Below are 12029 nucleotides of genomic sequence, written 5' to 3'. Positions count from 1 at the left end.
GCGGTGGCGTCCGGGACACGGCCCGCGAGACCGGTGTCGGTCGATGGAGCCTTCGAGGGCGCCGGCGAAGCCGTGCGAGCGGCGATCGAGACGCCGATGGCGCGGTCCGCCGGACAGCGATGCCGCCGAGGGCCGTGGTGGCCACGGCGTACGGCGTCCAGCGGCGGATGGACTTGGGCGCGCGGTGCAGCGAGTAGTCCTCGAGCGTGCCGTTCCTCGCCCAGTCGCTGTACGTGCGGCTACCGGCCGGGGCCGGTGGCGCCCGGTTGTCGGCGATCTCCGTCACGGCTCTTCCCTCGTCACTGCCCGGTGTCCGGACGGCCCGGGGCGGTGCGGGGAAGGTCCGTGCCGCGGTATTGCAGCCGCCGTTTCGCGGTCTGTACAACACGCGAACCCGAGCGTGAGGTGACATCCGTCACAGTGGCGTCTGCTACTAAGCGTGCCCCATAGTAGATCTCGCTCCTACGACATATGGGATTTGTCCGGCTTGCCGTGAGTGCGGACCGTGGTGCGAGTGGTGGCGCGTGGGCCGCTCGGCGCCGCGCCGCATCCAGGGCACAGTGCGCGCAACTGACGGGACGGCAGACTGACGCAAACATCGCAGTCGCGAATTCGGCATCTCTCGGACGGCCTGGCAAGGGCCGTCCGAACCTACGAGGCGGGCTAGTAGGAAGAGCCTTTGCACTCGATATGAAGCCGTCCTGAGAATGAGCGCCCGGCGATCACCGAGTGAGGTTGAACGAATGGGCCAGCACCGCAAGACGAAGCACTACAGGCGGATAGTCATCACCGCCGTCGCCATAGGCGCCGTGGGCGTGCCCTCCGTCGCCCTGGCCTGTTCCGACTGGCCGTACGGCACGGAGAACCCGTCACAGGCCGCCGCGGCGAGCGCGCCCCTGGCGCTCCCGAGCGCGCCGGTCGAGCAGTGGCAGCAGATATACCGGCAGGCCCGGCACAGCGTTCCCGGCACCGGCACGGCGCCGAGCAGCACGCCCAGCAGCGCGCCGGCCACGCCCCCGGCCACGGCGCATCCGACCGCCAAGAAGAAGCCGACGGCCGACCGGCCCCGGCGGACCACCGCCGCCATCGCCCCCGGCGCTCCCCGGCCCAGCACCCCCAAGCCGGCCGCCACCACCGCCGCCTCCGCGCCCGCCGCGCCGAGCACCCCGAAGTCCGCCTCGGCGGCGTCCGGGGTCACCGGCCAGATCCTGCGCCTCGTGAACGACGAGCGGTCCAAGGCGGGCTGTCAGCCCCTGACCCTGAACGGGAAGCTGTCCCAGGCCGCACAGGCGCACAGCGCGGACATGGCCTCCCACCGGAACATGTCGCACACCGGCTCCGACGGATCGTCCCCGGGCGACCGCATCACGGGCGCCGGATACGCCTGGAGCAGCTACGGCGAGAACGTCGCCTACGGCTACACCACGGCGGACCAGGTGATGGCGGGCTGGATGTCCAGCCCGGGCCACCGCGCCAACATCCTCAACTGCGGATTCAAGGAGATCGGTATCGGTCTCGCCCAGCCCGGCAGCTACTGGACCCAGGACTTCGGCTCCGCCCGCTGACCGTCACCGGCCGGCGGGTCCGCCAGCCGGCCGGGGCGCAGGTCAGAGCTTGGCGCCGAAGTCCTGGGTCCACCAGGGGCCGCCGGAACCGTTGTGGACGCCCACCCCGAGGTTCTTGAACGAGCAGTTCAGGATGTTGGCGCGGTGGCCGGAGCTGTGCATCCAGGCGTCCATCACCGCCTCCGGGGTCTGCTGGCCCTGGGCGATGTTCTCGCCGAACGTGGACCAGCGGTAGTCCGCAGCGGTGATGCGGTCGCCGGGGCCCTTGCCGTCCGGGTTCGTGTGGTCGAAGAAGTGACGGGCCGCCATGTCGTCCGAGTGGCCCTGGGCGGCCCTGTCCAGCTGCGCGTCCTCGGTGACCGGACCGCAGCCGGCCTTCGCCCGCTCCTTGTTCACCAGCGCGACCACCTGCGCCACCGTGCCCGTGGGCGCCGACTGCGCCTGCGGCGCGCGGGTGGTGGCGCTCGGTGTGACGCGCGCGGTCCGCTTCGCGGTGGGCGTGCCGGTCTTCTTCGCGGGGCGCGGGCTCTTGGACGGGCTCGGCTTCTTCGAGTGCGACGGCGAGGGCGACGCGGACGCCGAGGGCGAGGCCGACGACGAGGTCGCGACGGGGCTGGGCGCGGCGAGGTCCACCACGGGGGCGCCTGCGCTCCGCGCCGCGGCCGGCTCCTTGGTCTCAGGACCGGAGCCGCCGAAGTACCAGAGGCCGCCGCCCGCCACACAGGCCGCCACCACGGCGCCGCCGACGGCCCGGCGCCGGGTCCGCCGACGGCGCCGCGCCTCCTCACGGGCCGTGCCCCGGCGCCGCGCCGCGCGCAGTCCGACCCGGGTGCCTGAGTCGCCGCCGGTGTCCGGTCCGGCGGTGTCCGGTCCGGCAGGGCCCGAGTAGGCGGCCAGGCGGGCGGTCTCGGCGGCCGGCGCGACCGGTGCCGCCGGGCCGGCCGCGGCCGGCGCGGCCGTGGCGGACCGCGTCGCCGCGAGCACCGCCGATGACACCCCGACCAGCGCCAGCCCGGCCAGCAGCCCCTCGGCGGGCAGCAGACCGTTCCACAGACCGCCGCAGCGCCCGCAGTCACGGGCGTGCCGGGCTATTCGCTTGCGCCAGAGCGCGGAGGGCACTCCGTTCCAGGAGGCCAGCACCCCGTGCAGTTCCGGGCAGGGGGGCCGGGTGTCGAGGGCCCGTACCACCACGCGGGCCGACTCGAGCCGCGCCTTCATCCGCTGCACCCGCACCGCGGTGTGCTGCGGCGACACCGCGAGGGCCGCGGCGACCTCGGCCCGGGTCAGCTCACCGGCGCACTCCAGCCACCACAGCGACAGCACCTCCCGGTCCTCCGGCTCCAGCCAGCGGGTGGCGCGCGCGGTCTCCTGGCGCTGGCCGGACAGCTGGAGCCGGACGATGGTCAGGTCCACGAAGTCGGCGCCCGGGTCGGGGACGTCGGCGGCCTCCTCCACGGCGCCCGTGGCGAGTTGCCGGTCCTGCCAGTGCGCCCGGACCCGGTTCATCGCGATGGCCACGAGCCAGGAGCGGAAGCTCTCCGGGGTCCGCAGGTCGCCGAGTGAGCCGAGGGCCCGGAGCATGGTCTCCTGGACCACGTCGTCGACGTCCACCGAACCGTTCAGGGCCCGCCCCACGATGTTGTACACCAGCGGGAGGTACGCGCTGACCAGGGCGTCCTGGGCCGCCTGGTCCCCCGCTCGGGCGGCGTTGACCAGAGCCGCCGTGTCCACCGTGTGCTGTGTCCTCATCAGAACTTCCCTGTCCTCGACGCCGAACGGTCCTGTCCGTCACCTGGGAGACCGCTCCGTGCGGTGCCGATAACAGTTCTTCGGAAAATCGTTCGACGCGAAGCTCACAGCAACGGCACGCCGGCCGCAATGGGAGGGATCACACCGGGGCGGAACCGGGCGCCGACTCGGCTCGCGGTTACCCGCCCTGACCGTCGCTCAGCTCGTTCGCCCGGTCCACCTCGGCCATGTGCTCCTCGGCCCAGTTCCGGACGGCGGCCAGCACGGTGTCGAGCGACTGGCCGAGTCCGGTGAGCCGGTAGTGCACCCCGGGCGGTACGGAGGGCTCCACGCGGCGCGCGACAAGGCCGTCCCGCACCAGGTTCCGCAGGGTCACCGACAGCATCTTCTGCGAGACGCCGGGCATCCGGCGCAGCAGTTCGGCGAAGCGCACCTCGCCCGGGGCCGCCTCCGCCAGCACCTTCACCGCCATCGACGTCCATTTCGTGCCGATCCGGTCGAGCAGCCGCCGGGTCGGGCACGCGGGGTCGAACAGGTCGCCGCGCGCTGCGGGCACGCCCTTGGCCTGGGAGGTCACCTGAAGGTCACCTTCTGACGGGAAAGTGCGGTCTGGTGGGGCCGACGGTAGTTACCTAGCGTTCCCTTGTCACTATTGGTTAGCAAAGGGGTCACACATGACCGCCACCGCCGTACCCGGCGTGCGGCTGCGCCGGGTCACCGTCGACGGCGTCGGGCTCAACGTCGCCACCGCCGGTCAGGGGCCGGCCGTCCTGCTGCTGCACGGCTTCCCGCACACCTGGCGGCTGTGGTCCGACGTCATCGGCCCGCTGGCCCGCCGGTACCGGGTGATCGCGCCGGATCTGCGGGGGTTCGGCGACAGTGACCGCCCGGCCGACGGGTACGACGCCGGTACGCTCGCCGCCGACGCCGAGGGGCTGCTGACGGCGCTCGACGCCGGACCCGCCGCCGTGGTCGGCATCGACGCCGGCACCCCGCCCGCGTTCCTGCTGGCCATGCGCCGGCCCGGTCTGGTGCGGCGGCTGGTGCTGATGGAGTCGCTGCTGGGGGATCTGCCGGGCGCCGAGGAGTTCCTCGCCGGCGGGCCGCCGTGGTGGTTCGGCTTCCACGCCGAACCCGGTCTGGCGCAGACCGTGCTCACGGGCCACGAGGAGGAGTACATCGGCTGGTTCCTCGAGCGGGGCACGCTCGGCCGCGGTGTCCGGCCGGACATCCGGGCCGCGTTCGTCCGCGCCCACACCGGGAGCGAGGCCCTGCGCGCCGCGTTCGGGCCGTACCGGGCGCTGTCCGCCACGGCCCGGCAGATCCGGGAGGCCGTGCGCGGGGGCCGCCTCACCGTCCCCGCCCTCACCCTCGGCGCCCACCCGGTGGGCCGGTCGCTGGAACACCAGCTGCGGCCGCACGCCGACCGGTTGACCGGCCGGCTGATCCCGGACTGCGGTCACCTCATCCCCTTGGACCGCCCGGACGCGCTGCTGGACCAGCTGGAGCCGTTCCTCGCGCCCGAGGGCCGGGGCTGACGCCGACGCGGGGCGGTGGTGCAGTGCGGTGCGGTGCAGTGCGGTGCGGTGCGGTCAGGAGGGCTTCGCCGACGACACCGCCGTCACGGTCACCTTGCCGTCGCATTCGGCGAACACCCCGTCGTTCAGGGCGACTTGATGGGATCCCGCGCCGGGCAGACCGACCACCAGCGTCGGATAGCCGGCGGGCGTCGCGCCGGACACGCAGTACCCGTCCGCCTCACCCTGCACCTGTACGAAGGTCAGCTTCACCCAGGCCCTGCCGCCCGGCGCGAGCCGTACGGCGGACGCGGTGCCCGCGCGGGTCACCTTCAGCGGGACCGCGTGGTCGGGAGAGCCGTTGCCCGCCCCGGCCACCGTCGGGTGGCCCCGCAGCGCGCACGCCGTCGCCGAGACGTTCTCGAACTCCACGATCGCCGCCCCGGTGCCGGTACCGCGCGGCCGGTCGGCGGCCTGGTAGGCCGTAGCCTCCAGAGCCTTCGCCGTACAGGCTGGCGCGCTGCCGGAGGTGGTGGCGGGGGTGGCGCGGGACGGGGTGGCGGCGACCGGGGAGACGGCCGCGGGCGACACGGGCGCGGCCGGGGCGGACCGGGTGGCGCCCGCGGGCCGGGGGCTCGCGGAAGGTGCCGCCGGGGCCGAGGAGGCGGCCGAGGCGGTCCCGGTCGCCGGCGTCTTCGCCCCCGGGGTGCCGCTTCCGGCCTGGCAGGCGGTCAGCGACAGGGTGGCGGCCATCGCGGCCAGAGCCACCGCGGTGGCGCGGCGGATGTGTCGTTCGTGCATGGGAACCCCCGTGTAGTTGTTCGGCGCGTGTGGTCAGGCGCGTGTGGTCAGGACGGCGTCCTCGGCTCGCGGGCTCCGGACGCGTGGCGCCGCACCGGCGCTCACCGGCACAGACAGGGCGCCGCGGCACCGGGTTCCCCGGCGCGTGTGCTGTGACACGCTGGTGACGAGGTCAGGGCCGCGCGGGCACGTAGGGGGCCGCACCGGGGAGCGGGTCCCGCGCCGCGGCCTCCGGCGGCGTGGCGCGCACCCGGGCGGTGCGCCCGCGGCGAGGATGGCGCTCGGTACGAGCCGGCTGGGAAGCAGGTGACGGGTATGGCAGTGAACCGTGTCGGCCTGGTCGTGCACGGCGGGCGTGCGGAGGCGGTGGCCGCCGCGCGGGACGTGCGCGCGTGGTGCGCCGAGCACGCCGTGGGATGCGCGGACATCGACGTGTGGCAGGAGGGCGCGCGGCACAGCGCCCGCGAGGAGGTCGACAGCGCGGGCGACCCGGACCTCATCGTCACCCTGGGCGGCGACGGCACCTTCCTGCGCGGTGCCCGGCTGGCGGCCGAGAACGACGCCATGGTGCTCGGCGTCGACCTCGGCCGGGTGGGATTCCTCACGGAGGTGCCCGCCACGGCGGTGCGGGCGGCGCTGGACGCCGTACGCGAGGACCGGATCGACGTCGAGAGCCGGATGCTGCTCACCATGCGGGCGTCCTGCCGGCTGGAGGTGCCCGCGCAGATGGAGACGCTGCTGCGCTACGGCCGCGGGCCGATGCTGCCCCCGCCCCAGGTGCGCGCCGAGTGCGAGACGGGCAGCGACTGGGGCGTCGCCCTGAATGTCACCGCGCTGAACGACGTGGTCGTGGAGAAGCTGGCCCGGGACCGGCAGGTGTCGGTCGGGGTCTATCTGGCGGGCCGGCTCCTGGCTTCCTATTCGGCCGACGCGCTGCTGGTCGCCACGCCCACGGGGTCCACGGCGTACAGCTTCGCCGCGGGTGGCCCGGTGGTCTCGCCCCGTGCGGAGGGCCTGGTGTTCACGCCGGTCGCGCCGCACATGGTGTTCAACCGCTCGGTGGTGGCCGCGCCGGACGAGCCCATCGCGCTGCGGGTGCTCGAACGGTCGGGCCAGGCCGCCGTCAGCATCGACGGCCAGCTGCGCGGGGTGCTGGGTCCCGGGGACTGGATCGGCGTGTACGCCGCCCCGCGCCGGCTGAAGGCGGTCCGGCTCGGTCCGATGGACTTCTACGGCAGGCTTCGGGAGCGCATGAACCTCACCGACGCCCCCGCCGCGATCGCCGACGGCGAGGCCGTCCCGCTGTGGCCGGTGTCCACACCGCCGCCGGGCGACCTGGCCCACCTGGCGCTGCCCCGGGCCCCCGACGGCACCCCCCAGCTGCCCTGAGGTCGGGTCCCGCGAACCGACGCGGCGCCTGCTCCCCCGCGAGGTCCGCCCCGTTGCTCCGCGCCCCCTGACCGGCCGTCATGTCTGCGGCCGAGGCGCCGCGGAAGGCGCCCGGAAATGCCGGTGGAGAAGGTCCGCCGGGCCGTCCGATCGAGCGGCCGTGACCCGGATGGCCGTTCGAACCCCGGGGTGCTGCGGCAGTCCTCCCGTCCGTTGTGGTCGTATATTCCATGGTGCGCCTGAGCCGTCCGTTCGGTGTGGTCCTGGATCGCACCGGAGAACGGCCGTCAGGGCCGTAACGTAGCGTGGGGCGAGCCCCACTGGTATTGAGGAGATTTTGATGTCGACAGTCGAGCTGAAGACCAACTTCGGCCGGATCGTGCTGGAGCTCAACGACGCCGAGGCGCCCAAGACCGTCGAGAACTTCCTGTCGTATGTGCGCAGCGGCCACTACGACGGCACGATTTTCCACCGGGTTATCAATGGCTTTATGGTCCAGGGCGGCGGTTTCACCCAGGACATGTCCCAGAAGCCCACCCAGGCGCCGATCCAGAATGAGGCCGACAACGGGCTGAAGAACCACAACTACACCGTCGCGATGGCGCGGACGAACGACCCGCACTCGGCTACGGCCCAGTTCTTCATCAACGTTTCGGACAACGCCTTCCTCGACTTCTCGGCGAAGAGCCCGACCGGCTGGGGCTACGCCGTGTTCGGCAAGGTCACCGAGGGTCAGGACGTCGTCGACGCCATCAAGGCCGTCAAGACGGGCAGCCGCGGTGGCCACCAGGACGTGCCCGCCGAGCAGGTGGTCATCGAGTCCGCCACGGTTCTCGCCTGACGCACGGCGCCGGGGCGGCACCGGTCCACCGGTGCCGCCCGCGTCACACCCCGACCGGACCGGGCGTGCGGAACGCGCGGTCCGTCATCCGCTCGACCCGGCGTGCGGGTCCGGCAACGGCCCTTCCGGCAGGGGACCGGTCGCACCACGGCCACCGCCCGCTCAGGCCGCCGCCCGGATGCCGAGCCGCCGCAGCGTGGCCTCGATCCGGGCCAGTACGGCCTGCTGCTGGTCCATCAGGTAGAAGTGGCCTCCGGGGAGCACCTCCAGTTCGAACACGCCCTCGGTCTCCTCGGACCAGATCCTGGCCTCGTCCGGGGTCACCCGGGGGTCCACATCGCCCGTCAGCGCGACGAAGGGGCAGCTCAGCCGCGGCCCGGGGGTGCGCTGGTAGGTCTCGATGGCGTAGTAGTCGGCGCGCAGCGGGGGCAGGATCATCCGCAGCAGTTCCTCGTCCTGGAACAGCTCCGCGTCGGTGCCGTCGAGCTTGGTGACCTCCTCGATCAGCCGTGCGTCGCCGCCCAGGTGGACGGTGTCGACCCGCTGGACGGCCGGGCCCCGGCGGCCGGAGACGAAGAGCACCACGGGAGGCCGTCCGGCGTCCTCCAGGAGCCGGGCCAGCTCGAAACCGACCACGGCGCCCATGCTGTGCCCGAACAGGGCGAGGGGCCTCTCGTCAGTGCCGTCCAGCGCCCGGAACACGCCCTGCGCGAGTTCCTGGATGGAGCGTGCGGGGGATTCGTGGTGCCGGTCCTGGCGGCCGGGGTACTGCGCCCCGAGCACGTCCACCGCGGGCGACAGCGCCTTGGAGAAGGGGAAGTAGAAGCTCGCGGAGCCGCCGGCGTGCGGCAGGCAGAGCAGCCGCGGCGCCCCCGGCGTCGGCTGGTGGAAACGGCGCAGCCACGCCTGGCTCTCCGCGCTGGACCGGTCGGTCATGTGTCCCCCTCGGTGGAACGTGCTGTGTGCTCGTACGAAAGGTAGTTGACGCCACCGGGCCGCGGGGCGGCCGGGCCCGCGGCGGAGCCCACCGGGCAGCGCCAGGAGCCCCTCTGGACGGGACACCCACACCCTGGACAGGAGACCGGCACAGTTTTAGACTCACAATCCAGAGATGGACAGTACGTCGAGATCCGAGGGGGCGGGCGTCATGGATCAGATCGCGGAGGACACGGCCCACGGCGGCGCGGATGCGGCCGGCGCGGATGCGGCCGGCGCGGACACGGCCGGCGCGGACACGGCCGGCGCGGACACGGCCGGCGCGGATGCGGCCGGTGCGGATGCGGCCGGTGCGGATGCGGCCCGGGTGGACGAGCACCTGATCCGCGAGGCCGAGAAGATCGCCGTCGCGCTGGGCCGCATGTTCCCCGGCCTGTGCGAGGTGGTGCTGCACGACCTGCGCGATCCGGACCACTCGATCCGCGCGATCGAGAACAACCTGTCTGGCCGTCAGGTCGGCGACTCCGCAACCGAGTTGGGCCTGGCCCGCATCGCCGACCCGGAGTACCCCGGCGTCATCCAGAACTACCCCAACCGCTTCCCCGACGGCCGCCCGGCGAAGAGCACGTCCATCGGCATCAAGAACGCCTCCGGCGAGTACGTCGCGGCACTGTGCCTGAACCTCGACGTGTCCGTGCTGTCCCCGGTGACCCTCGCGCTGTCGAACCTCGTGGCCACGGACACCGACCCCCGCGACCAGCCGCTGGAGACCCTGCGGGACCGCAACGCGCGCGAGCTGCGCGCGGCGGTGGAGGCCCGAGCCGCCGAGTGCGCCGCCACCCCCCGCTCGCTGAGCCGGGAGGACAAGAAGGCACTCGTGCGACAGCTGCAGCGCGACGGCTACTTCGACTCGCGCGACGCCGCACAGGCCATCGCCGACCTGCTCGGCGTCTCCCGGGCGACGGTCTACAACTACGCGAAGTGAAGGGTCACCCGCTCATGCCCACCCCCCTCTCCCCGGCCGGCCGGACCCTCGCGGAGCCCGACACCCCGTTCGCCGTCGTCGACGCGCACCGGGCGCGGCGCAACATCGCGCGCCTGCGGGCGAGGGCGGACCGCCTCGGGGTCGTCCTGCGCCCGCACGTGAAGACGGCCAAGAGCCTCGATGCCGCCGCCCTGCTGCACGACGGCGCCCCTGGCCCCGTCACCGTCTCCACCCTCGCCGAGGCCGAGGCGTTCGCCGCCGCCGGCTACCGCGACATCACCTATGCCGTCGGCATCGCGCCGCACAAACTCCCGCGGGTCATCGCCCTGGTGCGCGGCGGCGTCACCCTGCGCGTCCTGCTGGACAGCACCGAGCAGGCGATGTTCGTCGCCGACGCCGCCCGGGAGGCCCGTGTCGCCCTTCCCGCCCTGATCGAGATCGACTGCGACGGCCACCGCGGGGGCCTCAGGCCCGACGCGCCCGGACTTCCCGGGATCGGCCGCGTCCTGCACGACGCGGGCTGTCTCGACGGCGTCCTGACCCACGCGGGCGAGTCGTACTTCGCCCACACCGCCGGGGAGCGCCGCGAGGCGGCGCGGAACGAGCGCGACGCGGCGGTCGCCGCCGCCGAGCGGCTCCGGGCAGCCGGCCTGCCCGTGCCCGTCGTCAGCGTGGGCTCCACCCCCACCGCGCACGCCGCCGACGACCTCACCGGAGTCACCGAGCTCCGCGCCGGCAACTACGTCTTCTTCGACCTGGTGATGGCCGGCCTCGGCGTGTGCGACCTGGCGGACCTCGCCCTCTCGGTCGTGGTCACCGTCATCGGTCACCGCCCCGAGTACGGCTGGATCGTCACCGACGGCGGCTGGATGGCCATGTCCCGCGACCGCGGCACCGCCGCCCAGCCGCGGGACCAGGGGTATGGCCTGGTCACCGACCTGGCCGGCACGCTGATCCCGGATCTGGTCATGACCGGTGCCAGCCAGGAGCACGGCACCCTCACCGCCCGCGACGGCGCCGCCCTGCCCGAGCTGGCCATCGGCACCAGGCTGCGCGTCCTGCCCAACCATGCCTGCGCCACCGCCGCCCAGCACCACGGCTACCACGTCGTCGACGGCGCCCACGGCCCGGCCGCACCCGCACCCGCACCCGCACCCGCACCCGCACCCGCACCCGCGATCGAGGCGTACTGGCCCCGCGTCACCGGTTGGTGACCCCCCGCCCGTCGCCCCGGCCCCTCAGCCGTCGCCCACCCACCACCCGGAGGACACACCCGCATGGCCGCCGAACCGACCATTTCGCTCGCCGACGTCCGCGAGGCCGCCGCCCGCCTCCAGGGCATCGCCCACCGCACTCCCGTGCTCACCTCCCGCACCCTGAACTCGCTGGTCGGGGCGGAAGTGTTCATCAAGGCCGAGAACTTCCAGCGGATCGGGGCCTTCAAGTTCCGCGGCGCCTACAACGCCATCGCCCAACTGTCCCCGGACCAGCTGGCCAAGGGCGTCGCGGCCTACTCGTCCGGCAACCACGCCCAGGCCACCGCACTGGCCGCCCGCGAACTGGGCACCAGCGCCGTCATCCTGATGCCCGAGGACGCTCCCCGTTCCAAACTGGAGGCGACCGCGGGCTACGGGGCCGAGGTCGTCACCTACGACCGCTACACCCAGGACCGCACCGCCCTCGGCCACGCCTTGGCCGAGGAGCGCGGCCTGGCCCTGATCCCGCCCTACGACCATCCGCACGTCATCGCCGGCCAGGGCACCGCCGCCCTCGAACTCCTCCAGGAGACCGGTCCGCTGGACGCCCTTGTCGTGCCCGTGGGAGGCGGCGGCCTCATCGCCGGCAGTGCCACCGCTGCGACGGCCCTGCACCCGGGCATCCGTGTCATCGGCGTCGAGCCGGAGGCGGGCGACGACACCAAGCGCTCGCTGGAGAGCGGCACACGCGTGACGATCCCGGTCCCCCGGACCATCGCCGACGGCCAGGCCCTGGACACCCCCGGCGAGATCACGTTCCCCCTCAACCAGCGTCTGGTCGACGGCATCGCGCTGGTCAGCGACGCCGAGATCGTCACCGCGATGCGGTTCGCCTTCGAACGCCTGAAGATCGTCCTGGAGCCCAGCGGCGCCACCCCCCTGGCCGCCCTCCTCGCCGGCCGCGTCACCGACCCCCCGCGGCGGATCGGCGTCATCGCGTCCGGGGGCAATATCGCCGTGGACCGCTTCACCGCCCTGCTCGCCGGCTGA

General features: G+C 73.7%; 11 protein-coding genes. 7 read left to right on the top strand and 4 right to left on the bottom strand.

Translation table 11 applies throughout. From position 1 onward, the window contains the following. The first annotated feature begins 743 nt into the window (after nucleotides 1-743). Nucleotides 744-1565 carry a CAP domain-containing protein gene (locus ACF073_RS38800; protein WP_392076218.1) on the top strand — a complete coding sequence of 274 codons (822 nt, stop codon included), beginning with the start codon at nucleotides 744-746 and terminating at the stop codon, nucleotides 1563-1565. 42 nt (nucleotides 1566-1607) lie between these two features. Here ACF073_RS38800 and ACF073_RS38795 read toward each other — a convergent pair whose 3' ends face one another. Together ACF073_RS38795 and ACF073_RS38790 are read right to left on the bottom strand one after the other, a co-directional pair. After that, nucleotides 1608-3314, bottom strand: coding sequence for a sigma-70 family RNA polymerase sigma factor (locus ACF073_RS38795; RefSeq protein WP_392076217.1), 1707 nt, complete (start codon nucleotides 3312-3314; stop codon nucleotides 1608-1610). A gap of 178 nt (nucleotides 3315-3492) precedes the next feature. After that, nucleotides 3493-3891 (bottom strand): winged helix-turn-helix transcriptional regulator, encoded by a 399-nt coding sequence (locus tag ACF073_RS38790; RefSeq protein WP_392076216.1) that lies wholly within the window; start codon nucleotides 3889-3891, stop codon nucleotides 3493-3495. 97 nt (nucleotides 3892-3988) lie between these two features. Here ACF073_RS38790 and ACF073_RS38785 point away from each other — a divergent pair, with 97 nt between their 5' ends. Continuing rightward, nucleotides 3989-4852, top strand: coding sequence for an alpha/beta fold hydrolase (locus ACF073_RS38785; RefSeq protein ID WP_392076215.1), 864 nt, complete (start codon nucleotides 3989-3991; stop codon nucleotides 4850-4852). 54 nt (nucleotides 4853-4906) lie between these two features. Here the strand turns inward: ACF073_RS38785 and ACF073_RS38780 are convergent, their stop codons facing one another. Then, nucleotides 4907-5632, bottom strand: a complete 726-nt coding sequence (locus ACF073_RS38780; RefSeq protein WP_392076214.1) for a DUF4232 domain-containing protein — start codon at nucleotides 5630-5632, stop codon at nucleotides 4907-4909. A 315-nt stretch (nucleotides 5633-5947) separates the two neighbouring features. On the opposite strand from ACF073_RS38780, the gene ACF073_RS38775 reads away from it, so the two are divergent. Then, on the top strand, nucleotides 5948-7021 hold the full coding sequence (locus ACF073_RS38775) for an NAD(+)/NADH kinase (protein WP_392076213.1): 1074 nt from the start codon (nucleotides 5948-5950) through the stop codon (nucleotides 7019-7021). A gap of 340 nt (nucleotides 7022-7361) precedes the next feature. Then, nucleotides 7362-7862, top strand: coding sequence for a peptidylprolyl isomerase (locus ACF073_RS38770; RefSeq protein ID WP_392076212.1), 501 nt, complete (start codon nucleotides 7362-7364; stop codon nucleotides 7860-7862). Nucleotides 7863-8024: 162 nt separating this feature from the next. On the opposite strand, the gene ACF073_RS38765 is transcribed toward ACF073_RS38770, so the two are convergent. Further along, nucleotides 8025-8798 carry a thioesterase II family protein gene (locus tag ACF073_RS38765; RefSeq protein ID WP_392076211.1) on the bottom strand — a complete coding sequence of 258 codons (774 nt, stop codon included), beginning with the start codon at nucleotides 8796-8798 and terminating at the stop codon, nucleotides 8025-8027. Nucleotides 8799-9165: 367 nt separating this feature from the next. Between ACF073_RS38765 and ACF073_RS38760 the strand changes: the two genes are divergently transcribed. The 3 genes from ACF073_RS38760 to ACF073_RS38750 all read left to right on the top strand — a co-directional run bounded on the left by ACF073_RS38760 (nucleotide 9166) and on the right by ACF073_RS38750 (nucleotide 12029). Further along, nucleotides 9166-9783 (top strand): transcriptional regulator, encoded by a 618-nt coding sequence (locus tag ACF073_RS38760; RefSeq protein ID WP_392076249.1) that lies wholly within the window; start codon nucleotides 9166-9168, stop codon nucleotides 9781-9783. Nucleotides 9784-9797: 14 nt separating this feature from the next. After that, a complete protein-coding gene (locus ACF073_RS38755) occupies nucleotides 9798-10997 on the top strand; it encodes an alanine racemase (protein WP_392076210.1) in 1200 nt (399 codons plus the stop codon). A gap of 63 nt (nucleotides 10998-11060) precedes the next feature. Then, a complete protein-coding gene (locus ACF073_RS38750; protein ID WP_392076209.1) occupies nucleotides 11061-12029 on the top strand; it encodes a threo-3-hydroxy-L-aspartate ammonia-lyase in 969 nt (322 codons plus the stop codon).

This window comes from Streptomyces sp. NPDC015171 (assembly GCF_043079545.1).
In the GTDB taxonomy this organism is placed as follows: domain Bacteria; phylum Actinomycetota; class Actinomycetes; order Streptomycetales; family Streptomycetaceae; genus Streptomyces.
This window is presented reverse-complemented; position numbering and strand designations above follow the sequence as displayed.

What these genes read in the sequence shown, in the direction of transcription:
- ACF073_RS38800 (WP_392076218.1), top strand. Translation starts at nt 744, where the DNA reads ATGGGCCAGCACCGCAAGACGAAGCACTACAGGCGGATAGTCATCACC.
- ACF073_RS38795 (WP_392076217.1), bottom strand. Translation starts at nt 3,314, where the DNA reads ATGAGGACACAGCACACGGTGGACACGGCGGCTCTGGTCAACGCCGCC.
- ACF073_RS38785 (WP_392076215.1), top strand. Translation starts at nt 3,989, where the DNA reads ATGACCGCCACCGCCGTACCCGGCGTGCGGCTGCGCCGGGTCACCGTC.
- ACF073_RS38780 (WP_392076214.1), bottom strand. Translation starts at nt 5,632, where the DNA reads ATGCACGAACGACACATCCGCCGCGCCACCGCGGTGGCTCTGGCCGCG.
- ACF073_RS38775 (WP_392076213.1), top strand. Translation starts at nt 5,948, where the DNA reads ATGGCAGTGAACCGTGTCGGCCTGGTCGTGCACGGCGGGCGTGCGGAG.
- ACF073_RS38770 (WP_392076212.1), top strand. Translation starts at nt 7,362, where the DNA reads ATGTCGACAGTCGAGCTGAAGACCAACTTCGGCCGGATCGTGCTGGAG.
- ACF073_RS38765 (WP_392076211.1), bottom strand. Translation starts at nt 8,798, where the DNA reads ATGACCGACCGGTCCAGCGCGGAGAGCCAGGCGTGGCTGCGCCGTTTC.
- ACF073_RS38755 (WP_392076210.1), top strand. Translation starts at nt 9,798, where the DNA reads ATGCCCACCCCCCTCTCCCCGGCCGGCCGGACCCTCGCGGAGCCCGAC.
- ACF073_RS38750 (WP_392076209.1), top strand. Translation starts at nt 11,061, where the DNA reads ATGGCCGCCGAACCGACCATTTCGCTCGCCGACGTCCGCGAGGCCGCC.